This window comes from Paenibacillus donghaensis, assembly GCF_002192415.1.
GTDB lineage: Bacteria > Bacillota > Bacilli > Paenibacillales > Paenibacillaceae > Paenibacillus_AQ > Paenibacillus_AQ donghaensis.
In genome coordinates this window covers 5,008,862-5,033,545 of sequence record NZ_CP021780.1, presented here as the reverse complement: position 1 = coordinate 5,033,545, position 24,684 = coordinate 5,008,862, and the positions used below count along the sequence as shown (strand labels likewise).

The 24,684-nt window shown below is 40.8% G+C and carries 18 protein-coding genes; 12 read left to right on the top strand and 6 right to left on the bottom strand.

All coding sequences use genetic code 11. The features are described 5' to 3' along the window. Positions 1–195 precede the first annotated feature (195 nt). From B9T62_RS23095 to B9T62_RS23080, 4 genes are all read right to left on the bottom strand, one after another. On the bottom strand, positions 196–966 hold the full coding sequence (locus B9T62_RS23095) for an SDR family NAD(P)-dependent oxidoreductase (protein ID WP_087917447.1): 771 nt from the start codon (positions 964–966) through the stop codon (positions 196–198). A gap of 27 nt (positions 967–993) precedes the next feature. Beyond that, the gene (locus B9T62_RS23090; RefSeq protein ID WP_087917446.1) at positions 994–2,442 is read right to left on the bottom strand and encodes a DHA2 family efflux MFS transporter permease subunit; all 1,449 of its coding nucleotides are present in this window, start codon (positions 2,440–2,442) and stop codon (positions 994–996) included. A gap of 1,261 nt (positions 2,443–3,703) precedes the next feature. Then, positions 3,704–4,999: an IS110 family RNA-guided transposase gene (locus tag B9T62_RS23085; protein WP_087917418.1), complete on the bottom strand. Its 1,296-nt coding sequence runs from the start codon at positions 4,997–4,999 to the stop codon at positions 3,704–3,706. A gap of 153 nt (positions 5,000–5,152) precedes the next feature. Beyond that, complete coding sequence (locus B9T62_RS23080) at positions 5,153–5,686, bottom strand: hypothetical protein (protein ID WP_087917445.1); 534 nt, start codon at positions 5,684–5,686, stop codon at positions 5,153–5,155. A gap of 574 nt (positions 5,687–6,260) precedes the next feature. Between B9T62_RS23080 and B9T62_RS23075 the strand changes: the two genes are divergently transcribed. The 10 genes from B9T62_RS23075 to B9T62_RS23030 all read left to right on the top strand — a co-directional run bounded on the left by B9T62_RS23075 (position 6,261) and on the right by B9T62_RS23030 (position 18,205). Beyond that, positions 6,261–6,611, top strand: a complete 351-nt coding sequence (locus B9T62_RS23075; protein ID WP_087917444.1) for a hypothetical protein — start codon at positions 6,261–6,263, stop codon at positions 6,609–6,611. An 853-nt stretch (positions 6,612–7,464) separates the two neighbouring features. Beyond that, on the top strand, positions 7,465–8,136 hold the full coding sequence (locus tag B9T62_RS23070; protein WP_087917443.1) for a response regulator transcription factor: 672 nt from the start codon (positions 7,465–7,467) through the stop codon (positions 8,134–8,136). Continuing rightward, a complete protein-coding gene (locus tag B9T62_RS23065; protein WP_245864004.1) occupies positions 8,133–9,209 on the top strand; it encodes a HAMP domain-containing sensor histidine kinase in 1,077 nt (358 codons plus the stop codon). The genes B9T62_RS23070 and B9T62_RS23065 overlap by 4 nt, the downstream gene beginning before the upstream one ends. 74 nt (positions 9,210–9,283) lie before the next feature. Continuing rightward, positions 9,284–9,838 carry a hypothetical protein gene (locus B9T62_RS23060; RefSeq protein ID WP_087917442.1) on the top strand — a complete coding sequence of 185 codons (555 nt, stop codon included), beginning with the start codon at positions 9,284–9,286 and terminating at the stop codon, positions 9,836–9,838. 509 nt (positions 9,839–10,347) lie between these two features. Next, positions 10,348–10,716 (top strand): reverse transcriptase family protein, encoded by a 369-nt coding sequence (locus B9T62_RS23055; protein ID WP_087917441.1) that lies wholly within the window; start codon positions 10,348–10,350, stop codon positions 10,714–10,716. 600 nt (positions 10,717–11,316) lie between these two features. Beyond that, entirely contained in the window at positions 11,317–13,080 is a 1,764-nt protein-coding gene (locus B9T62_RS23050) for a sensor histidine kinase (RefSeq protein ID WP_169834428.1), read from the top strand. Then, positions 13,073–14,491, top strand: a complete 1,419-nt coding sequence (locus B9T62_RS23045; RefSeq protein ID WP_087917439.1) for a response regulator transcription factor — start codon at positions 13,073–13,075, stop codon at positions 14,489–14,491. Before B9T62_RS23050 ends, B9T62_RS23045 begins: the two co-directional genes overlap by 8 nt. Positions 14,492–14,712: 221 nt before the next feature. Beyond that, the gene (locus B9T62_RS23040; RefSeq protein ID WP_245864002.1) at positions 14,713–15,678 is read left to right on the top strand and encodes an ABC transporter permease; all 966 of its coding nucleotides are present in this window, start codon (positions 14,713–14,715) and stop codon (positions 15,676–15,678) included. Then, positions 15,675–16,547: a carbohydrate ABC transporter permease gene (locus B9T62_RS23035; protein ID WP_087917438.1), complete on the top strand. Its 873-nt coding sequence runs from the start codon at positions 15,675–15,677 to the stop codon at positions 16,545–16,547. The genes B9T62_RS23040 and B9T62_RS23035 overlap by 4 nt, the downstream gene beginning before the upstream one ends. Positions 16,548–16,600: 53 nt before the next feature. Further along, positions 16,601–18,205 carry a type 2 periplasmic-binding domain-containing protein gene (locus B9T62_RS23030; RefSeq protein ID WP_157793978.1) on the top strand — a complete coding sequence of 535 codons (1,605 nt, stop codon included), beginning with the start codon at positions 16,601–16,603 and terminating at the stop codon, positions 18,203–18,205. 707 nt (positions 18,206–18,912) lie between these two features. Here the strand turns inward: B9T62_RS23030 and B9T62_RS23025 are convergent. Beyond that, on the bottom strand, positions 18,913–19,779 hold the full coding sequence (locus tag B9T62_RS23025; RefSeq protein ID WP_087917436.1) for an AraC family transcriptional regulator: 867 nt from the start codon (positions 19,777–19,779) through the stop codon (positions 18,913–18,915). A 162-nt stretch (positions 19,780–19,941) separates the two neighbouring features. Here B9T62_RS23025 and B9T62_RS23020 point away from each other — a divergent pair, with 162 nt between their 5' ends. Both B9T62_RS23020 and B9T62_RS23015 read left to right on the top strand, forming a co-directional pair. Continuing rightward, a complete protein-coding gene (locus tag B9T62_RS23020; RefSeq protein ID WP_087917435.1) occupies positions 19,942–21,987 on the top strand; it encodes a beta-galactosidase in 2,046 nt (681 codons plus the stop codon). A 79-nt stretch (positions 21,988–22,066) separates the two neighbouring features. Further along, the gene (locus B9T62_RS23015; RefSeq protein ID WP_245864001.1) at positions 22,067–23,002 is read left to right on the top strand and encodes a glycoside hydrolase family 43 protein; all 936 of its coding nucleotides are present in this window, start codon (positions 22,067–22,069) and stop codon (positions 23,000–23,002) included. Positions 23,003–23,835: 833 nt separating this feature from the next. Here the strand turns inward: B9T62_RS23015 and B9T62_RS23010 are convergent. After that, a complete protein-coding gene (locus tag B9T62_RS23010) occupies positions 23,836–24,684 on the bottom strand; it encodes an SDR family oxidoreductase (RefSeq protein ID WP_087917434.1) in 849 nt (282 codons plus the stop codon).

Here is a 24,684-nt window from a genome sequence, read left to right as displayed (position 1 = left end):
CTTAATATTATGCTGTCTCATATCAAGTTAATGAGAGTGAACTATTTGTTGCAAGATCTGTATTAGGAATATAACCCATAAGTAAGAAAGGATAGTCATAATTAAAATAGATATAATCAGAATAGACAGTGCGAGGCTGCCGAACAGTCTTTTTGCTAAAAAAGCGATAATCGCCATCTATCGGCTCCTCCTATATCATGAATACTGTCGTTTTGTGTTGTCCTCGTCTATCGTTAATTCTGTGCCGTTAATTTGCTTGGAGTAATCACAGCATAAGAACAAACATTTTCTGGCAATGTCCTCAGCTTGACCAGGTCCATTTAGGGAGAGAGAATCGATAATCTTAGACGATGTCTGACCTACCGGATGATAATAGCCGTTTAAAATCTCGTTGGGGTTCGTGTAGGTTCTCCTTGGATGAATAATATTACAGCGAATTCCTTGCTTGCCGTATCCATAAGCAATGCTTTTGGTTAAACCTACAAGTCCGGCTTTTGCTGTAGTATAACTGGAACTATAGTTTCCTCGTAGCGGCGTATAGGAACCGATGTTCACTACAGATCCGCCGCCACCTCTGATCATCGTTGGTATCGCTCTATGGCAGATTTGGAAAAGAGTCTCCAGATCAATACCTAAGATATGCTCTCCTCGGCTGTTATCAGTTGCATCAAGCGGATAGCCCGTATCTTTGGTTCCCGCAATATTACATAAAGAATCCAGTCGACCGAAATGGCACTCAGCCTCACAGATCATGCGCTCAATATCTTCCATTTTGGTGATATCAGCAAGCATAGGAATTACATTGTCCATATCTCCCCACTGCGATAGCGCCTCTCTAGAATTATCTACAGCGATGACTTTGGCACCTTCCCCTATAAACATCTGTGCAAGCACATAGCCTAGATCATTACCTGCACTTGTGATTAGCGCAACTTTGCCCTCAAGTATGCCAGTTACAATAGCCATTTAATTTCCTTTCTTTTTATCCGGTATTCAACCCTCTTTTACTTTTAAGTTGTTTAGCTTGGTAGTAGGCTGCATTTCAGAATCTTTGTCAGCCGCTCTTCCAACTTTTTTGATGAACAAGGAGAGTAGTAGGGCGATTATGCCAATTCCTACAATTACGAGGTAGGTATCATTAATGCCCTGGATTGAGGCTTCCATCATCATGTGCTGCTGATTTGAGCTCTTCTCTCCGGTTGTAATCATCAGGTCCTTAAAATGTGTTGTAGTACGATTCGTCATGATTGTTACAAGCAATGAAGTACCTATGGCGCCGGCGACTTGTTTAACGGTATTGGAGATGGCAGTACCGTGCGCATTAAGCTTCGCGGGCAATTGATTTAACCCTGCGGTTTGTATAGGCATAAGGAACATCGCCATTCCGATTTGCCGGCCTGTAGACATGAATACCAGGTAGCTGTAGCTGGTGGAATCAGTTAAGTTAATAAAGCTTAAGGTCGTAGAGATCGTTATCAGCAGTCCAATAATGGCCAGCCATTTCGCACCGAACCGGTCAAACAGCTTGCCGGTGACCGGCATCAGCAGTCCCATTACAAGCGAGCCGGGAAGCAGGAACAAGCCGGATTCCATGGCTGAATAGCCGCGGGCATTCTGCAGGTACAGAGGAAGGAGAATCATATCCGCATACATCACAATTGTAACTGCGATATTTATGACGATGGTTAAGGAGAACATATTGTATTTGAAGGCCCGGAGATCAAGAAGCGGGTTCTGGGAAGCCAGTTGCCGCCAAACAAACAGGCCAAGGGAAAGGATACCTGAACCAAGTGACAGTAAGACCACTGTGCTCGACCACCCCACACTTCCGGCTCTGCTGAAACCATATAGCAAAGCACCAAACCCGATTGTGGATAAGGCGACGCTGATTACATCAAGCTTGGGATAGGAGCGTTCCGATACATTCTTCAAATATATAAAACCGCAGACAATAACAAGGATAGTGGGGGGAATGATACCATAAAACATAGTTTCCCAGCTGTAATGCTCCAGAATATATCCGGCCAGAGTAGGCCCAATTGCAGGAGCGAAAATAATGGCCAGACCGACCATACCCATGGCAGCGCCTCTCTTTTGGGGAGGAAACAGCGTTAAAATGACATTGATCAACAGCGGCATAATTATGCCTGCACCGGTTGCCTGAATCAAACGTCCACTCAGCAGTACGGGGAAGCTTCCCGCGATGGCCGCGACAATAGTTCCAGCAAGAAAGATGAACATGGATGTCTGGAAAAGCTGGCGGGTAGTAAAACGCTGCATCAAATAGGCCGTAATCGGAATAAGCACACCGTTAACGAGCAAATAGCCTGTTGTCAGCCATTGAGCTGTTGCAGCGGTGATGTTAAAATTATTCATTAGTTCCGGCATGGCAACGCCCATGACCGTCTGATTTAGCGTCGCAAGGAATGCTCCGAAAATCATTACGAATAAAATAGGCCCCCTTCTTATGGAACTGGTGTTTACTTCTCTCTTTTTAATCACTACACTCCATCCTTTCAAATTGTTTAATTTGCAATTTCACAACCACTTGCTTCATGTCCTCAGTTTGCGCACTAAGTGTTGAAGAATTGTTAGGCTCTTGTTAAAAAAATATTAAAAATTCAGCTAAATGTTTTTGAATACCGGTAGTATGAGGATAAAGAAGGGGGAGAGGTTGAGCAACTACTCCATTGTGATGAGTTGATCCTCAAGTACATCACTAAAGACAAATAAACAACTCATTAATAAACGAGTTGTTTTTCTTATATTATTAATATGATAACAATCATCAAGGCTGCAAGCCCTAGGTATGATTGAAGAATTCTTTGAGGATTAGGTAGCCAACAAACAGGATAATGAGCTCGCTAACCATATCTTTCACTCCTTAAATAAGGCTCAGCCCCAAATTTTGATTCTTCTCTATATTGCTACTACTGTTGAATATCCTCTAGTAAGCATTGGAGGCATTCTCCGTCATAAACATAACGTACTGAGCTACCACAATAAAAACCATTTAATCTGTAATGAAATGATAAAGTAACACAGCGCGCTTATTATAAACCATCCAGAAAGGAGATACACACCGAGATTCGGCTTGCCGTAGCCGATCAAAGTATTGATGATTAGTGATGCGACAGTTCGGTCTTGACAACCTAGCAAGTAGCGGTCTAGTAATATCTTAATGTATATCTCCTCCTTTCCAGTTAAAGTATTTTATTTGCGCTTGCCCTTAATGGCAACACCGATAACTACAGCAATCACTACAACGATAATAACAACGATAATTGCGGTTTTCATTCTCTTACACCTCCCACTATAAATTAATATTTTCTCTTGTTTGCTCACTCGTTCTCAGGTTTTCATTCATTGACAGATTGAGAGTTGGAATAGTCATGTAAGGATGACATTATTTTCTGGAAGAGCCGGTGGCGGGAATAGAGAGTGGGGGAGTTATCCCCAACCCAAAGATACATTCTGTAATCGCACTTTGGATATCCACACCTGTCTCTTGACGGCTTACCCTCCCATGTCACGCGGGGTCTTTGCCCTTACATTCCTTCGTTCTGCCTCTCAAGAGGTGGACGCCGTTTCTTGCTCCTTTACAGGGTCGTTGCCCTTATGGAATTGATTCCTGCGGCTGCTCCGTGCTTCTTTTGTCTTTGGTGATTCCTACTTCAATGAGCAAAAAGAGTCTGGTCTTTTCTTAAGCTGCCATCTGTAGCTGGGCCAGACGTACCGGCCCTAACACGTCGTTAGCGTCGTACGGAATTCGCTTCGTACCGAGTGTATGCAGGACGCGTATAAGTTTTCCGCATAACGCCACAAGGGATTGCTTTTTCTTCAATGGATTCTGACTTCGTGTCGTAAAGTACTGGTGCAGCGCCTTGAACTCCGCGTTCTTCGCTACCATGGGCATGACCGCCCGGAACAGCAGGGCTCTTAGCCTTGCACGTCCACGTTTGGTAATGCTGGACTTGCCTTTTTTCTTTCCTGAACTGTTTTCTTTGAGATTCAGTCCGGCCAGCCGTATGATCTGCTGTCCGTGCTCGTAACTGCTTAGGTCCCCTACTTCTGCAAGGAACCCCGCCAAGGTGACTACGGCCACACCCGGCACAGTGAGCATCTCCTTCGTTCCCGGAATTTGTGCAAGTAGACGTTCCACCTCGACCAGAATCTCTTCGAGTTGTCTGGCGAACATTTCGTACTGCTCCAGAAGCGTTTTAATCTCTATTTTGGCTGCGGGAAGTCCTTCGGTAAGCCCGATGGATCTTCTTGCAGTTTCGACCAGTTGCTCCGCTCGTTTCGTCCCTACGGCGCGCTTCACGTCTTTCTTCCATCGCTTCACAATGGCCTCTGTACCGAGCGCTACGATCTCTTCTGGCGTCGGAAACTCGCTTAACGTAATAAGGGAGGCTTTCCCCTCCCAGTCTTTAAAAACCTTTGTATACTCCGGGAAAAATCGATCCTGCCAGTTCTGCATTCGTCTTTGTACCTGCCCGAGGTTCACCATGATTTTCTCGCGAAGATTCATGAGAATCCGCAGATCTGCATAGAGGTTCGTCGGCAGTTTCGGTTCGCTGTACTTCCCGTTACGCACTAAATCGGCAATGACTTTTGCATCCTTATAGTCGTTTTTCGTCGGTGAGTTGTCTTCCAGTTCTTTGCTTTTGTGTACATGATGCGGATTGACGATGACCAAAGGAATCCCTTGCTGTCCCAAGTATTCGGCCAGATTAAACCAGTAGTGTCCGGTAGGCTCAATGCCAAAGAGGACGTCAGTCTTGGCATGCTCCTGCTGAAGCTCCTTCATCCACTGAACCAGTTGTTCCAGCCCGGTACGGGTATTGGAGAACACACAGTCCTTTCCCAGTTCAATGCCCCGAAAGTCGATGGCACGGGCCACGTGGGTTTCTTTAGCAATGTCTGCGCCTACGACAAGGGTCTTGTCAGAAATTCGTGTAATCCGTTGATTCTGTTTCTTCGATTGTTTATACTTCATGTTGAGTGCCTCCTGCGCTGGAATTTGTTCTTTGGACGGAACGTTTCCCAGTATACAGTTGGCGCTTTTTTCTTTCAAACCTCAATTTAATTCATTACAGGAATGGCTCCTTTCAAGTTTTAGATAGTGTTATATTAATTCTGATTCAGCGAGTTACTTCGCCAGCAGAGCATTGGCCTTTTCACATATCTCGTAGACCTCATCGTTTTTCTGATCGATTAAAGGTGCTACCTTGTTCGTTTTTTTCTTACTGATATTACAGAAGAGAAGGTAAGGAATGATCCAGCCAATGAAACCGGGGATTGCCAAAAGGATACAAAGAGCCAGTCTGTCATCTGTAATAGCAAATACAGATCCAGCCATAAATGCCGTTCCAAGAACACCGACAATATAGGCGACGGTAGAAGCACCTATGACTTTAGAGTTTTCCAGTGTTTCAATTTCTGCAACGGTAGCATCAAACTGGCGTTGCAGTCTGGTCAATTCAACTTTATTACGGATCTTACGATCCCGCTTGAACTTCATGGTTATGGGGCCAACATTCTGTATTGGGGCCGAAGTACCTTCTAACGACCAGCCAAAATTATTATATCCGTCAATATACACCGACTCCATTTTGCGCTTTACTGTAACATCTTTGTACTCATACCCCACAAAATTATCTTCGTTATTCGTGAGTTCACTCATGATTCTTTCTCCTTTGTCTTAAAAAGCGAATTTGGTAAGGCGTTTCTGCTTTACCTGATATGATCATAGTACTGTCATGATATTTATGAATTGCTTACAAAGTGTTTGCGAAATATTAATTAAAGAATCCATCTGAATGACCTTGAAGATTTTTTGATTAATGATAATAAAAGTGAATATGGAATTTTCTGAGCTGACGCAGAACAATAAGCATCATTGAAAAGAGCTATATTTTATCTGTAGAGCAAAGTGCAAGTGAAAAAAACAAGAATAAAATAGAAGAGAGAAAGCAGCATCAGCAGAATACAATCAAAGAAAATAATAATTCACTGAGATGGCCATCTGGCACGTATCGGCAGGATACTTTCCATTTTTGTTTACAAGGCAAGGTAAGAAAAAGACTATTAAAGTTACGCCGTCATCCCACGTAAGATGGCGGCGTTTGTTTTGAAATCTCTATTTTGAACTGAATTAATAACAGAATTCATACATTTTTCAAGCAAAACAGAAACACAAGACTTATATCATGATGTCATCAACTTTATAAATTAACTGTTAAAAAGGAGCTGTTAGTATGAGCGATTACAATACTACAAATAACCAGAGGGCAAAGGTCAATGACATTCGTAAGCAGTATCTCAGTCGTGAAGAGGATAAAATGAAGCAACTCAAACTGCTGGACAGCAAGGTGAAGGCCCCAGGGAAAATTGCAGCAGGTGTTCTAGGTACGTCCGGCGCACTGCTACTTGGTGCCGGGATGTCCAACATAATGGTATGGGATGCCATGAACAATGGTCTTGCCATGGGGATTCCCGGATTGGTCATTGCGCTATTGTCTTATCCAGCGTATGGCTTAATAACCGGTAGTCGGAAGAAAAAGTACGCGGACCGAATTATAAAACTGAGCGATGAACTAATGAAGTAGCTAGTCCTCTGTATGAAAGATTGCACACGAAACAGGACGGCGTAAGCAGAGTGCTTTTGCTTATACCATCCTGTTTTCTGTATATGATACGCTTGAAAACTGATTTACTGTATATGTAATAGTGTATAAGCTGCCAAAATTGAATAGAATAGCTTGATTCAGGTACAGAGAAATTATACATATGTATTGATGCAATAATAATACCTGTAAACTGTTCAACAATATAGTTAACCATGCAAGTTAGAATCGCCATAAAAAGGATTGCCATGGTCAACGTATGCTTTTTTGTTTTCAGGATCAATATAGTAGAAATACTTAGCTCTATAAAGAGTGAACCAACAATTACACCCGACACTTGACTCATAAAAAATATGATGACTGAGCTTGTAATGCCCCCACAGCAAAGTGGTTAAGATTAATTTGCCCTGATCCTCTTTGTTTTTATATAGTTACTTTCCATGCTCAGTTTCTCCTGATGGTTATGATTTTTGCATCTTGCAAAGTTCAATAGTAATGCTTAGGATGAGAGTGGTTGTATGACTGCGATGTTTATATTTTGCTTAAAAATTTGTTTCTATTGTGTTAATCCAGAATTTCGTAATTAATAATTTTCAAACAAAACTCAAACAAACTATAAATGTACAATCCTTAAAATGTAATAGAATAATTGGTATTGATACGTATACATTTACGGAACTAACTTTGAACATTGCGGGGATTAATCATTAAGGGTTATTCACATTGAGTTAGAGATTTAGTGATAAGCTATAAAAAGAGGTTGAACTCCTTCAGGAGAAACAAAGCAGCAATTGCAAATTCGTTAGATTTACCTAACTAAGAGGGGGATACAAGCATGATTCATATTTTGGTGGTTGAGGACGATGTAAAGCTCAATCAAATTGTCTGCACCTATTTAAACGATAGCGGTTACAAGGCCAAAGGTTGCCTCAATCCACGTGAAGCTTACGACTTAATGTATAACAATTTGTATGATTTAATTATTTCCGATATTATGATGCCGGAAATAGACGGGTTTGAGTTTGCCGAAACCGTGCGTCAACTAAACAAGAACATTCCCATTCTCTTCATGACAGCCAAAGATGACATCATTTCTAAGCAAAAGGGCTTTCAAATCGGTATTGATGATTACATGGTTAAACCCATCAACATGGATGAGTTGATTATGCGGGTTAGCGCTTTACTGCGCCGTGCTAACATCATGGAGGAACGCAAGATGACGGTTGGCAACCTTACGATGGATGCAGATGCGATGACTATGTCCATCGACGATGAGGAGATTCCCCTCACCTTGAGAGAATTCAATATCCTGTATAAGTTGCTCTCTTACCCAAAAAAAACCTTTACGCGTGCACAACTCATGGACGAATTTTGGGGTGTGGACACTGAGACCAGCCTGCGTGCTGTAGATGTTTATGTAACAAAGCTACGGGATAAGCTTTCGTCATGTACTGGCTTTCAAATTGTGACGGTGCGCGGTTTGGGGTATAAGGCGGTGTTACTGTGAGTCCAAAGGACCCCAGAGTTAAAGCCCCTATATTTCCCTTGTACAGCTTTGTACTTGCTTTTTTGGGGTTGGGAGCGCTCACTACAGGGCAGATGCTAATTTTAGGAAAGTATGTGGATGCTACAAGCATCCCCCACGCGTATGTAATTTCGGTTCTGATTTACTGGGTATTTGTCGCTGCTGTATTTACCCTTTTTAATGGCTATCAGTTCATTCGGCGCTATCATAAACCGATGGAGGAATTTGCAATGGCCACCCGAAAAGTAGCAGGAGGTGATTTCTCCGTCTATATTCCTCCTAGACATCTTAAGGATAAAATGGATTATCTGGATACGATTTGCATGGATTTCAATGTGATGGTGGAGGAACTCGGCAGTATTGAAACCCTTAAAACTGATTTTTTTTCCAATGTGTCCCACGAAATCAAAACTCCACTGGCAATTATTCAAAATTATGCAGAAGCACTAAAGAATGAAAAGCTCACTCCCGAGCAAAGAGAAGGCTATATTGATACCATTCTGGACTCTTCCTCAAGGCTAAGCCAGCTGATCACTAACATTCTTAAGCTTAATAAGCTGGAGAAGCAAAACTTACAGCCGATTTCGGAACCATACGATCTGTGCGCACAGCTATGTGAATGCGCTCTGTGGTTTGAGGAGTTATGGATGAAAAAGGATATTGAATTTGTCGCTGACGTTGAGGATCGTGCTACTATTGAGACGGATGCCAGCCTTCTGGAGATTATATGGACTAATCTTCTCTCCAATGCTATCAAGTTTACTGAGCCTGGTGGCACAGTTATAATGAAACAAAGTTCTACGGATGAGGAAGTGATAGTCTCCATTTCCGATACGGGCTGCGGGATGAGCGAAGACACCATGAAGCATATTTTCGATAAGTTTTACCAGGGCGACACCTCCCATTCCACAGAAGGCAACGGATTGGGACTCGCTCTTGTTTTGCGTATTCTACAGCTCATAGGCGGCAGCATCACGGTGACAAGCGTTCCTTCAGAAAAAACAACCTTTACGGTGCGTATTCCTGTCCGAGATAAAACTGCAATTGAGGATTAATGCCTTATAAACATTTTTCAAGCAATCCCGCAACATTTGCATGTTACTCTTAAGTGCGTAAAGGAGTTGATCTTATGAATGAAGTTACACGGAGCGGAAATAGTTTTGTCGGTTATGATTATAAAGAAGTGACGACAGACCAGGAAAAAACATCCATGTATATTGACGGTTACATGAATTTCGGATGGGTCCTGGATGAAAAGGTAAAGCCCTCCAACTATATGAGCAAAAGCCAAATGGGCAAAGTTACGATAAAGCTCAAGCGAGACCGGAAAATTCTGAATAAGACAGAGTTGACTCGCCTGCAACGCCATTTTGAAGCCTGCATGAGTGAAATCGCTACAATGGAGAAATCCAAAACCTCTTTCGCTACCATGTACGCATTGATCATTGCGATTATTGGTACGGCCTTTATGGCGGGTTCGGTATTTGCTGTTTCAAACGATTCGCCTATGATCTTGCTGTGTATCATTTTAGCGATTCCTGCATTTATAGGTTGGCTACTTCCACCCTTTGTCTATAAAGAAATGGTACGCAAAAAAACGAAAAAAATCGAGCCGCTGATTGAGCAAAAATACGATGAAATTCATGAAATTTGTGGAAAAGGGAATAAACTGCTGACAAAATGAATTGTACTCTGTTGATGAGCAAATGGTAACTGCAATGTTTAAAGATTCAGGCAATTATTTTTGATTGGACAGAAAAATTATGAATGAAGCAGTGGCCGAACCCAAAATTATTGAAATATTTCATAACAAGGGAGGCTGTCAATTAGGCAGCCTCCTTTGTTAATACCTTAGACTAAATATCCTATTAGTAAGGAAGGGGAGTATCCCAGAATTATAAGCTACTTCCCATTTATCTTACACTGTTGGTAGTGGGGCTGTACAGAATTTGGAATGACAGTGAAGAATCCTTCACGTAGATGGAACGTCATGGGTCAAAAGATAATGCAGTGAACTGGAGAGCCCCCACACGGGCCTTTTTATAGAAATCCGTAAATAGCTCTATAAGTCCAGAAGATGAAATGAACCGTCTGTAGGAAGGAGTCCCAGGGGCATATAGAAGCGAAGAACCTAACGACAACATAATCTTAGGGAAGAAGCCTGCTTTTTTTATGCTTTTGGAGGAGGTACGAGTGAGTGAATGGCCAACCGACTTTCGACACCCAAGGAAAAAAGTTCAACAACTCCAAGAAAAGCCAGGTCATGCGGCCAAGGAGAACAACAAGCGTAAATGCCATGCCCTGGTCGACAAAGTCTACCGCTGTGATGTGCTGTGCGAAGCCTCGAAACGGGTGAAAGTAAACAAGGGAGCTGCAGGAGTAGGTGCCATGACGCTCGCAGAAATCGAGGAACAAGGAGAAACAAGATTCCTCAAGGACTGCAAACGAGAATTGAAAGAAGGCAACTACCATCCGCAGCCCGTACGGTCGCACTATGTCCCAAAGAAAGATGGGAAGCAAAGACTGCTGGGCATATCAAGCGTGCGCGGCCGAGTCATATAAATGGTAACCAAACTCGTAATTGAACCCATCTTTGAAGCAGTATCCTTAGGATTTCGTCCGAAACGAGGTGCGAAATATGAACTGTGCGAATCCGAAAAGCCTGTAACCACAATGGGTATTGGGTAGTCGACCTTGAAAAAAGAATGGTATCAAGCAACGAAAGATTGTTGAACCGTACACGATTAACTCTAGGGGCGGGATTGACCGAAAGTGGGTATATATCAGATGTTTCGCTCTCATTTCGACCAGAATCCGCTCTAGTTGCTCCATTTCAAGCATGATAATATAGTACAAGTTGTTGCTATTACATTAATATTAGCAGATGATAATATTAATGTTATCCCGATTTTATTTGAGCGAAATTATCAGTTTCGGGGAATGATGTATTATAAGCTGACAGTAAGTAAATAATCCTATATCCATCATATGTGGCAAGGAGTGTTGTTGGCAGAGTCATACCCAAGATTACCCTGCTTTTTTGTATATCAAAAAGATGCTTAAAACATTCTTTTGCATTTTATTCTCATAAGACTGTAGTAAAATAGAAATAATGTGATAATGACAATAAAAAGACTTTGTAAAAACAAGGGAGATAGTGGCATGTCTTTTTTAAAGAAACTTCCAATCATTTTTCAGTTGTCTTTTTTAGCATCAATTATCGTTTTTCTTATGATCGTAATTATTGTAAGTAATTATTTTCGCGCTTCGGAAGTCATAAAACGAGACAATGAAAATTATTTTAAAGAAATTATATCTCAATTGAATCAAACGATCTCTTCTAACAGTGATGTTATCAAAAGAATTATTGAAAAGATTTCTTATAACGAGCAGGTTGTTCAGACCTATCTTAATACAATGGACCCAGTGGAGAAATATGCAGCCTATAAACAGCTGAAAAGTTACATTACGGATATGGCTGGTATGAAGGATGGTATATTGGATATAGCTTTGTTGGGGAATGATGGGATTAACTTCAATATACAAGGGGATATAGATCAGTTGTCTCCGATGGTTCAGGATATTCCTGGTAAAAGGCTTTATTATTATTTAGGATTAAAATCCCTTATATATAAATATAAGTCTATAAATGTCATTGTTGTAGGAGCTCCTATTTATTCAATCAGTAATTTTGAGAATATAGAGAAAAAATTGGGAACTCTTGTCATGGTTCTTGACACAAAAGCATTGGTAGGGTTCAAGAATCCGGTCAATATCTCTAATGGTTCTATGGTTTATATGTCGGATCGGCAAGGCCGCATTTTTTATAGTAATGACGATACAGCCCAGCTAGGTGATGTGTTACAAAGTGACAGATTAACCGGTCACAATGCTCAATTTATTATACAGAAAGCTTCGATACCTGACTTGGACGGCGAAATTTTAATGAAAATGCCCAACAAGGTATTACTTCAAGGATTAGATAAAATTCGCAGCCAGCAATTCTCTTTAATGGGTATTGCTCTGCTCCTGTTAGTTATTCCATTTCTGTTTGTCATTAATAACATTCTTCAGCCTCTAAAGAAATTAATGCGGCTGATGAATGAAATCAAGCTGGGACAAAAAGACCATCTAAAAAAAAGGATTGAAATTGATGGATACGCTGAAATGATTATTATGTCGTCACGCTTTAATCAAATGATGGAAAAAATTGAAGATTTGACTGTGCTTTTACTTGAAAGTGAGCGGATGTTATATGAGTCTGAGTTGGTGAAAAAACAGGCTGAACTTGCTTATTTACAAAGTCAGATTAATCCTCATTTTCTCTATAATACCTTAGAGTCGATTAAGGGTATCGCTGTGGAAGAAGAGTCTAAGAGAATATTTGATTTGGCAAAAGCTTTAGGTATATTTTTTAGATTCAGCATTAAAGGGCCAGATATCGTTCCCCTTGCTCAAGAATTGACTATTGTTCAAAATTATGTTTACATTCAAAAAATCCGGTTTGGTGAACGCTTAGAAGTAGAATATGATTTCAATGTGGAAGTGCTGAACTTAATGATTCCAAAGATGATCCTGCAGCCTATTGTTGAGAACGCAATATTTCACGGCATTGAGCCCAATATAGACAAAAGTCATTTGCTGCTTAAAGGTTATTTATCAGAGCAGGAATTGTGTATAGTCGTGAAAGATAATGGTGTAGGAATTGAAACAGATCACTTGAAGAGTATTGAGGATACTCTCTGTAATAGGACTGAAGACATCGGGCATGGCAGGACTGCCCCGAAAAGTATAGGTCTAATCAATGTAAACGACAGAATACGGCTGACATACGGTAATGAATACGGAATTAGCATAAGCACACCTTCAGGTGGAGGCACTCAAGTGCTTTTTAAAATGCCTATTAGGAGAGAGCAGCATGTATAAAGTTTTTATAGTTGATGACGAAGAACTGGTGATCAAAAGCCTCAAAGCAACCGTCGATTGGAAATATTACGGGTTTGAAGTTATAGGATACGCTTTGAGTGGTGAAGAAGCATTCGAAATCATTATGGATTGTAAGCCCGATGTTATTTTTACGGATATCCGCATGCCTGGAATAAGTGGTTTGGAATTAATTAAGAAAGTGAAAGATACTGGACTGTCAACAAAATTTCTTGTAGTAAGTGGAATTGCTGAGTTTGCTTTGGCACAGAAGGCAATTCACTATGGAGTTTTTGGTTATTGTTTGAAGCCTTTTGATGATCTTGAAATTGTAAATTATCTTAAAAAAATCAAGAAAGAACTGGATAGTCAAAGCCAATTTGTTGATGAGGAGATTCTCGATTTAATTGAGAGCAGTAATTCTGAGGATATTGTAAAGTTGAAGCAGGAATTCACAAAAGCTGCTGTACTGAGGGATAAAACAAGTCGAGCGGTAGTATTCTTAACCGTGGGAAGAGAAAAACTGAAAATTGAAAGTACAATACCAGTGATTTCGTTGCATATAGGATATCGGAAATACATTTACATTATCAATGAAGGTGATAAACATCTCCTCTTAAGGGACATTCCAATGATACATGAAGGTTTAAAGGGAATCGGACAGAGCGAACCCTTTACTGAGATACAAGAATTAAGAAATGCTATTGCTGAAGCTGAGATTAATGCTTACCAATACTTTATCACAGGCAATCCAAAGGATGCTGTAGTGAAGCTTAACAATTTGATGGATAAAAAAGCTCCTAAATTGATGTTAACAACACCAATCGATGTTCCGCAGCTCAATACAGAAATCAATTCTTTAATACTGCTATTTAAAAGGGGCCAATGGAATATACGGCACGCCTTGATTCTTTACAATGACGTTATATCATTCCTGTCCCAAATAAATCAGGAGATGAATGATATGTATTTATACTCCTTTGATCAGCTGGTAGATCTATTTGAATATGCTGAAGACATGTTGGAACATATTAAGGGATTATTAATGGAGGAGCAGATATCAGTTATTTCAGAGGTTTATGCCACTCGTAACCGGACGTTCTTGTCGATCTTGAGTTATATCAATGACAATTTCAGTGAGGATATATCACTCCAGCATATTGCGAGGGAATTTAGCTTGAATGCTAATTATATATCTCAGCTGTTTAAGAAAGAATTAGGAAAGACCTTTACAGAACACCTCTCCGGGCTTAGGATGGAGCGTGCAGGCATACTGTTACGGACTACTCTGATTCCGATTAATGAAGTTGCCGAACATGTTGGTTATAAAGACTACTTTTACTTCAGCCGACTATTTAAAAAAACTATTGGAATTTCACCAAGCCGCTACAGAAGTGAGCAGTTCAATCAATAACCCGGTTATACTCCTGGAAAAATGGGGGGGCCGGGTTTTTCTATGTTCAATTTATCGTAGTCAATGGACAATGATTAGTTTTATTAAATTTAATGGGCCAAAAATGAAAACGTTTACGATACAGTGCATATTTCACTAATATCTGTTCATACTCAAAAGAAAACGGTTTCTTTATAATGGGATTATAGATAACAGATTACTATTTAAAGGGGTGGAGGTTCTTGGGGAATGCAATACAAGAAGATTACAGGGCAGGGGAAATTAAGCTTCGCAGATTAAAAAAGCCATTAGGTAAAGAAATCGTCAAGCATAAATATCTTTACCTTCTAGTTCTGCCAACAATCATATTTTTTGTGGTTTTTGCATATGTGCCCATGTACGGTGTTATTCTGGCGTTTAAAGATTTTGATTACTCCTTAGGAATATTTGGTAGTCCCTGGAATGATTTTCAGAACTTCCGCGATGTTTTGGGTAACCCTGATTTTGTCAACGCTTTCAAAAATACGTTGTTTATAAGCTTTGGACGCTTGATTATTGAATTTCCTGTACCAATTGTTTTAGCACTTCTTCTTAACGAAATGTTCAACGGGAAGCTAAGGAAAGTGTACCAGACGGTATTTACATTTCCACATTTCATTAGTTGGGTTGTATTAAGCGGAATAGTTACAACCATATTGAGCGATCAAGGTTTGCTTAATGAACTTTTGCAAGTTTTTGGATTCGGAAAAAATAATGTGTTGACAGAAGGAAACAGCTTCACTGCACTTTTGTTTATCAGTAACATTTGGAAAGAAGCTGGTTGGTCCTCTATTATTTATCTCGCAGCCATTGCAGGCATAAATCCTGAATTATATGAGGCAGCTTCCATTGATGGAGCGGGAAGATTCCAGCAAATTAAATCCATTACTTGGCCAGCCCTTAAGGGCACTGCGGCCATTCTTCTCATCTTGGCAGTTGGGGGCATAATGAACGGCGGATTTGACCAGATATTTAACTTGTATAACTCAGCGGTATATAATCGAGCAGACATTTTGGATACTTTCGTGTATCGAAGCGCATTTACAGATGCCACTGGTTTTGGATTTTCAACGACAGTCGGCTTACTCAAATCAGTAATAAATTGTTTGCTCCTGTTTAGTGCGAATTTTGTGGTAACCCATGTATTTAAAGAGGAGGGGCTGTATTGAAGCGTTTATCACTATCCAACATAATTATTGCTTTGATACTTGGCATCGGTGCTATTATAACTGTATTTCCGTTTTATCAAACCTTGATGTTGTCATTCTCGACCATCCTTGATAAAAAAGCCGGCGGGATATTCCTTTTTCCAAAATCTTTTGATTTCTCATCATATATCTATATCTTTAACGAAGGAAAAGTAACGCAGGGTATTTATATCTCTGTAATTGTGACTATTGTGGGTACTTTAGTAAGCATGTTGATAACGACTGCGGGTGCTTATGCATTGTCCAAGAAAGGAATGCCGGGAAGAAATATTATATTTACAGGTATAGTTTTTACAATGTTTTTCTCTGGCGGGTTGATTCCATTTTATCTCACTATTCAAAAGCTTCATCTGCAAAATAATCTTCTGGTTATGATTCTTCCTGTAGCTGTGAATGCATTTAACTTAATTCTTATGAAAAACTTTTTTAGTACAATTGATCCAGCTATTGAGGAATCGGCTAAAATTGACGGAGCTAACGATATCCGTATTTTATTCCGCATCATCGTCCCCATTTCATTACCAATAATAGCGACTATGACTCTCTTTTACGCCGTAGATCGTTGGAATGAATGGTGGCTGCCTATGTTGTTTATTAACGACACCAGTCTGCAACCCTTGCAATTGATACTGCGTGACGCAATCACTAATCTTAGTCAATCGCTTACTAATACAACAGGTGCACAACTTGCAGCAGGTGTACAAAGTGTGTATGCTGATTCCGTAAAATCTGCCATGATCATCGTTTCGGCTGTTCCTATTCTGATGATTTATCCATTTGTGCAGAAATACTTCAACGCTGGAATCATGATGGGGTCTGTCAAAGGCTAATTATTATGGTTAAATACCATGATGATAAACAACTACAAGGGGGATTGGATTTTATGAATAAAAAGAAAAAGACAATATTAGCACTCGCCGGTTTATTGGTTGCATTTTCTATTTTGTCTGGCTGCAGTAAGGAAAGCGGGAATAAAACTCAAGTTAATGAAGGGGCGATTAGTGAAGACACTCAGAGCAAGCAGATAGAATTAAGCGTAGCAGTATGGGATATCCAAACAGGGTTCGAGGCTCCAAATGCAGCCAATGACACGATTAATAACAATTTGGAATCCCAATTGAATATCTCCATTAAACCCATTCAAATTACATGGAACGATTGGATGGATAAAATTAAGGTGTGGGCAGCGTCTAATCAGTTGCCGGATATTTTTGCGAACGCGATAGCTACCGATAATCCTGGACTATACCAGACCTGGGCAAAACAAGGGGTGATTAAAGCATTGCCAGAAGACTTGAGTGCATATCCAAATCTGCAAAAAATCTTTTCCTTGCCATCGGTACAACCTTTGAAGATAGATGGTAAATTTTACATGATTCCAAGAATGACCTATGCAGATTCTAGCGATTGGGCTTTGGACAGATCCATTCGTTATCGGAAAGATTGGGCGGCTGAAGCCGGGTATACCAATGACCCTTCTAGCTTTGAAGAATTTGTGGAAATGACTCAAGCTGTTATGGTGAAACATCCTGAGATTAATGGGCTTACGACTAATAACAAGTCCTATCTTATGACGCAGTTCCTTGGAAGCTTTCCAGAACTTTCAAATACTAGATCTTGGGTGAAAGAAGATGGCAAATGGATCCCTTCCTATACTTCTACCAAAGCATACACAGGAATAGAGCAACTGAGAACTTTATATACCAATGGTATTCTGGATAAAGATTTTGCCATTCAAAAAGATGCTGATGGAGTTTCTAAATTTCTTGCCGGGCAAAGTTTTGCGGTTTACGGCTTACCATTGTTAACTATTGATCAGTTGAGCCAGTTTGAGAAAGCAAACCCAACTGTAAGTGCATCTAAAGCTATCGGCTACATGAACATTTGGCCGGCTGCAGATGGGAAGCGATATACTTTTGTTGAAACACCTTACTGGTCAGAAACCTATTTCTCGAACAAGTTGGACGATGTGAAGTTTGAAAGAGCTTTGAAACTTATGGATTACCTAGTATCTGATGAATATCTTGTGTTACCTCAAAATGGTATCGAGGGGACGGATTACAAGGTTGAAGATGGAAAATCTATTTCTTTGCTGAGCGATGATCAGAACTTAGGAGACAAGTATCCTATTACCAAGAACTTCTCTTTCCTTGGACAATGGAATAACGGCTTTATTTACACAGGTAAGAAAGTTGTAAATTCGAACGCTGAAATGGCTAAGATTGAACAGGGTGTTATTGATACGTTTAACAAGTTTAAGAAGGAAGATATACCAGCACCTATAAATTTTGATGTAATGCTGCTTTCTACTCCAGCGAAAAACAAACTTGGTTCGCTGAATGTGGTGGATGATATTGTTAATGTTGTCATTGGTAAAGATGATCCTATAGCTCAATGGAAGAAAATTGTTGAAGGTTATAATTCTAAAGGTCTGCAGGCTGCTATTAATGAAGTAAATGAAGAAGTGACCAAGCAAGGTATCCAATAGGATTCAAAGAGCGGTTCTGTTAAAGAACCGCTCTTTTTAAAATTCCCAGTCTTCGACTGAATCAAGAAGGAGAAATTAGATGAACTCATTAAGTGGATATTAAAAAACTATACTCCTTCTTTCGTACCACACTCCAAAAAAATTAAATGGTGCCTTTGTTGGGAATTTGGAATTATTATTCATTGAGATTGTACTCAATGCTGGGAAGTGGAGAATAGGTGAAGTTCAACGAGAGATTGAACATTGACGAGTGTGCATGGTTAGCTGATAAATTTGATGCCAACATAGGCTATAAATCCGGTTTATCGGATGACTGCTTCCCTATACGATATTAGAGTCGAAGATTATTCAAACATCACTAGAGCATTGGCTGCTCCAGTGATGCGCTGGATTGCAGGTCAGATTATAGTGATTAAATCAGCCATACGGCTAATAGGTTTAATGACGTTCTTTACGTGGAAAACGATAATGCCTGAATGATAGTTGAATATCATTAGGGTAACTATCGTGTCAAACCTAGTTTGATTCGTAATGCGCGGGCAAGGTCTGATCTATGCATTTTTTGTTACTCCATGTACATCATCGGGCTGCCACCTTAAGCTGCGACCCACTAAAATTATCCGAAGTATATACGGGAGGCTAACTAGCATTGAGTTAATGCTTAATAAGCAGTTTGTCAATCGGCGGACAAAGTGCTTTTCGGGAGATCAAGAGGTAGAAGATTTACGGTATTCTGAAGGTGTCAGCCCGACGTTTCTTTTAAAGACCGAGTTGAACGAGTCAATGCTGCGATAACCAACTAATTCCGAAATCAAGCCGATCTTTAGACTGCTGTTGCGCAGCATTTCACAGCTTTTCTGAATCCGTAGATGCTGAAGTAAGGAGTGGAAGGATTGCCCAGTGTGCTTTAGGAACAAGCGCTGAAGATGTCTAGTGGTCCATCCTGAATAACGAGACAATTCCGTTAGTGTGATCGCTTGATTAAAGTTCTGCTCCAGGAAATGAATTACATGATTGAAATCAGCAGTTTTGGTGGCAGGAGCATCAGCATCCGTATGTATCCGTCTGTACACAATAACTATAAGTTGGTTTAGGAGGGAATGAAGCATCGTTATCGATCCGGGATCATTTATGGATACTTCCCGTTGCAGTTGCACCATAAGGTTCTCGATAGCCCCATCACGGTCAATGACAGAGAAATAGGATGTATTTTTATTTCCCAGAGATGATAAATGCTCTTGAATCCTCTGTTCTTGAAACCTTGACAATTGTGCAACCAGGTGGAGATCGATCATACAATTATAGACGACGGGTGGCTTACTGGACCTTGCAGGAGTAACGGGTCTGAACACATGGGCCACACCAATTGGTACTACAAACAACTGGCCTTTGTGAATGGGGAATATCTCCTGCTCAATATGATGGAAACCATTACCCTCGGCAACATAACAATATTCAATAAAATCATGCTCATGATAGGGGACCGTAAAATCCTCCGTAAACCGGTTTACCCACATATGTAGATTAGGATCTAGTAGAAATTGACTTTCAAATAACTTATTGATACGTTTCATTGGATTCTTCCTCACATGATGGGATTAAGCATAGTATAGCCCAAATCAAAGAAAAAGTCCCTTTACCGGGGATAAAATGTCTCTAATACATGTATAATACCTTATTATAATCGATATAATTGAAGCTGCTGCATCTTAATTTAGACCAAGGAGAAGATGATCATGTCAAGATTGATTCCAGGAGAGAGTTTTAATTTAGGTGTGTGCTACTACCCTGAACAGTGGCCGGAAGACATGTGGGCTGATGATTACAAACGTATGCGGGAAATGGGTTTTAACGTTGTGCGCATGGGAGAGTTTGCATGGAATTTCTTTGAACCAGAGGAAGGAGTATATAGCTTTGACTTATTTGACCGTGCTATCGATCTTGCCAGCATGCAAGGACTGAAGGTAATTCTCGGCACTCCGACGGCGACTCCGCCTGCCTGGATGACTCATAGATACCCAGGCATTCTGAATATCTCAAAAGACGGCGTTCCGTATCATCATGGGAATAGACGGCACTATAACTATAGCAGCCCCGTTTATCACAAATATTGTGCCAAAATTACAGAGGCTATGGCTCGTCATTATGCAAATCATCTCGGTGTTATAGGTTGGCAGATTGACAATGAGCTTAACGCCGAAGGCGGCGCATTCTATGCGGAAGCTGACCATGCAGCGTTTCGTATTTGGCTGAAGGAGAAGTACGGTTCCCTGTATGCTCTGAATGAGGCATGGGGAACGATCTTTTGGAACCAGAGCTACTCGGAGTGGGAGCAGGTTCATTTGCCCTTAAGCTCCCTTAACCCTCATCAGGGGCTTGATGAAAAACGTTTTTTCTCAGATAACGCCATTTCCTTTGTACGAATTCAAGTTGAAATTTTGCGGAAGTTGGCACCTAAGCAATGGATCACAACAAACGGTATGTTTCCTCATCTGAACAACCATGCCATGACAGATGAACTTCTGGATTTCTATTCATATGATTCATACCCGAACTTCACTTCTCTTTGGAATGATGGCGATCGGGAAAAGCCGCTTATGGACCGTATCTATTCCAATTATCTGACGATAACACGTTCGATTTCACCAAATTTCGGCATCATGGAGCAACAAGCGGGTCCTGGTGGATGGGTAAACTTCAAGCAATCTACGCCAAAACCTGGACAAATTAGATTGTGGACCTATCAATCTATTGCTCATGGTGCGGATATGCTCTTATATTTCAGATGGCGGACGGCAACCTTCGGTACCGAAATTTACTGGCATGGGATTAACGATTATCATAACCGTCCAAACAGAAGGGTAGCTGAGGTTGCAAACGTTGGGCGGGAATTGAAAACAATCGGGCAAGCCATTGCCGGCTCTCGTTACGTTGCAGATGTCGCAATCTTACACGATTACGATAACGAGTGGGACGGAGAGCTTGACGTATGGCTGGGTCCATTAACCAAAGAAAGTGAATATAGCTGGAGCAAGTCACTCCAGTTCAATCATATCCCGTTTAATTATTTGTATATCGAGAACAAGACCAGTATCAATGAACTCACATGTTATAAGGTCTTAATTTACCCTCATCCAGCTATGATGTCCGAGGAAACAGCGGAACTCTTAAAACAGTATGTTGCAGGTGGAGGTAAATTGGTATTCGGTGCTCGCACAGGGTACAAAGATAAGAAGGGACATTGCCGAATGTCGCCATTCCCGGGTCCAGTCGCGGAACTGTGTGGTATAACGGTAGAGGAATTTACCGTTATTGCGGACAAGGCAGCTACTCCCAACATCCGGTGGATTGATGACGGTGATGCTTGCATGCAAGCCTGCTTGTTTAATGATATTCTCTACCCGGAAAATGACACTACCGAGACGCTTGCTGTATACGAAGATGACTATTATGCTGGGAAAGCGGCTCTTACCCGCAATACATATGGACGCGGCGAAGCTTACTATTACGGGGCTGTGTTCAGTCATGAAGTTGCGGATGCATTAACCCGCCGCCTGGGACTGCAGCCTGCTGCAGCTGATTGGCTGGAACTCCCGCTTGAAGTGGAGATTGCGGTGCGAGAGAAGGAAGGATGCCAGATAGTCTTTCTATTGAATTACTCCGGTAAAGAAGTCAAAGCTCGCTTGCTGCGTGACAGCGTAGACATGCTGGAAGGAGAACGGTTGGCCGAAGGGGCGCTTAACATTTCTCCATATGGTGTGAAGATCCTGTTAATTGAATAATGATTAAGGTACAAGGAGCTGTAGCAAGTACAGGGCCACTCCTTTGAATTTTATCCAGAAAAGGGAGATGATTTTGTCAGTGTATAATAGCTATTATTCAGGTTATCTTATGGTACATTTTATCGGGGAAGAACCAGACGGAGAACAGGTTTATTTCTCTTACAGTAAAGATGGCCTGTACTGGAAAGATCTAAATACGGGCATGCCGGTCTTGAAATCTGACTTGGGAGAAAAGGGCGTAAGAGATCCTTTTATCGTACGCTCACCGAAGGAAGGAAAGTTCTATCTGATTGCTACAGATCTCCGCCTTGCTAGCGGCAAAGGTTGGACCGTTGCTGTAGAGGAGGGAAGCAGAGACATCATCGTCTGGGAAACTGCTGACCTAGTGAATTGGTCTTCACCGTGGGCAGTTACGTTAGGCGTTTCATATGCTGGTTGTGTATGGGCTCCAGAGACCATTTATGATAAAGTTAATGACGAGTTTCTAGTATATTGGGCATCGGCAACGAAGGAGCCGCATGAACAAGTGCGGAAACAAAAAATCTATTGTGCCCGTACCCGAGACTTTCGCAGTTTTTCAGCATCTGAGAAATATATTGAACGGGAAAATAATATCATTGACACTACGATCATTGAGAATAACGGCACATATTACCGTTATTCGAAGGATGAGACGACTAAAAATATCATGGTAGAACAAGGAGCTTCGCTCGACAGAGATGCTTTCACTAATCTGAGCGCTCCAGCTCTGGAAGCCTTACTGGGCGTGGAGGGTCCTCAAATTTACAAATTTAATGACCGTGAAGAATGGTGCCTTATAGTGGATCACTTTGCAGAAGAGAAGGGCTATCTTCCCTTGATTACCTCAGATCTTGAAAGTGGTGAATTCCAGATTCTACCGGAAAGTTCGTTTGATCTGGGAATAACCAGAAAACGTCATGGCGGAATCCTCCCAATTACTGCTGAAGAAAGCAGCCGCCTTTTGAAGGCATTTGGCAACACTGTTAATGTATAGAATTCTCTTTTTACTTACCAACATTCAATTAATACGCTATTTTACGCCGTAACACCAAAAGAGAATGAACTCTTCATGAATCGCATCCATGAAGAGTTCAATATATAGGATTTCACTTAAATAGATAGATCGATGGTGAGGCTGACGATTCAGAATGGTTCGATGTCTCAACTATTAAGATGACAGAAATTATTGAATACGGATCAGACTCTCGCGATTAGCAGATATCACGTTCAGAGAAACGTTTCACTTAAGTTTACTATCCGATGCAGACCTAAAAATCCATTTTCTGAATAAAAATGATACCGCGAGGTAAACATATAGACCCAGCACTTTCATGAACAACTATAAGTGGTTGAAATCTCTTTATTCTTCCCGATAATGCAAGTTAAGTCTATTTTCCATGGAAACGAACCGTGTCCAACGATTGTGCTGCAGGATACGCTAAGCTTTCGCGAACTTCAGGTCAACATGGAGATCGTTGCGAATAATGGTAGATACGGAACTATTATCACCAGTAATCTTCGATTGGATGCTTAAGCGGAATGAAAATGGTAGAAGAAATAGCAGTGGGAATTTGCATAAAAGTAGTTCCAGTTAATGGTTAATTAACGTTTCTAAGTTGCTTCATACGGATACCACAATACTAGAGACTCCATGATGCCTCCAGAAAATTCCTTCAAACCATAACATGTTGTCGGGTTTTTTTACATAAAGTCGGAGTTTCGCTATGTGATGACGTAAAAGAAGAAGCCTAGCGTCTAGTGTGCGATTAGCCAAAGGAATGATTCCCGACTATTCAAGGGCTCCCATAATTAGTGAAGTTATTTAAATCAACTTGTTAGATCCAACGAGACAACTCTCAGGCTTGTCTCCCAAAGTCTTTTTGCCGTTTGTATGTCATAACTCAATGCTGAAGAAGAGGCCTCTTTACATTTGTCAAAATATTTACCGGTTACACCTTCTAGAACCGGTGAAGAAGCCAAGTAGATGGATGTAAGTGCTCCCTCCTCAACGGAGATCATATTTGGTCTCAGGAGATCATATCTCTCTTTTTCTTCGATACTTTCAGGGTGATCATAAAAAGAGCTTTGAACCATGCCAGGATGAAGGCAGTTGGCTGTTACACCAGTACTTTGCAACTTCCGGGCAAGTTCATAAGTAAACAAAATATTAGCTAATTTGGAATTTGCGTATGCGCGACCTTCAAAATTCTTCGTACTTTGTAAATCATCAAAGTCAATAGTTCCATATTCATGGGCATTGGAACTAACTGTAATGATGCGAGAAGGAGCAGATTCTTTTAATCGATCTAATAGAAGCATCGTTAGTAAAAACGTTCCAAAGTGATTCACACCCATAGTCAGTTCTAAACCATCTTCTGTTTCAAATCTGCTCCCTTTCATAAGACCCGCATTGTTAATCAAAACATCTAAACTTTCATACCTCTTGTTAAACTCTGTTGCAAAAGTACGAATTGACGTAAAGGAAGCCAAATCCAATGACATTGTTTCGATTCGAGTATTCCCCGTATTTGCTATGATTTCTTCTCGTGCTTCATTCGCTTTTTGAATATCCCTACATGCCAATACCAATGAAGCTCCTTTTGTCGCCAATTTCGTAGCCGTTTCCTTCCCTATCCCAGAATTTGCTCCAGTGATCAAAACGATCTTGTCTTTCAT